1 protein-coding gene is annotated in these 275 nt (G+C 34.2%); it reads right to left on the reverse strand.

From position 1 onward, the window contains the following. Nucleotides 1-265, reverse strand: a 265-nt coding sequence (locus SB775_RS29250; RefSeq protein ID WP_410864729.1) for a cation transporter, incomplete at its 3' end; no start/stop codon positions are given. Nucleotides 266-275 lie beyond the last annotated feature (10 nt).

Here is a 275-nt window from a genome sequence, read left to right on the forward strand (position 1 = left end):
CAAACACTTCTTTTATTAATTTTGTTTTTTGCTCTTCTTGCACTTTAATATGCGGCTCTAATTTTGTAACAAGTTGCTTCGCTTCCGTAACAACTTGATTTTCTTTATTTTGCGGTGTTTCTAAAAGCATCGTTTTTGTTGCAAAGTTTACGGAACAAGACGTTACTCCTTCTATATTCCCAACACCTTTTTCAATTTTCATTGCACAATTTGCACAATCTAAACCTTCTAGCATAAGTTTCTTTTTCACTAATGCTTCTGCCATCGTTCTCCCT

The organism is Peribacillus sp. SIMBA_075, assembly GCF_046534585.1.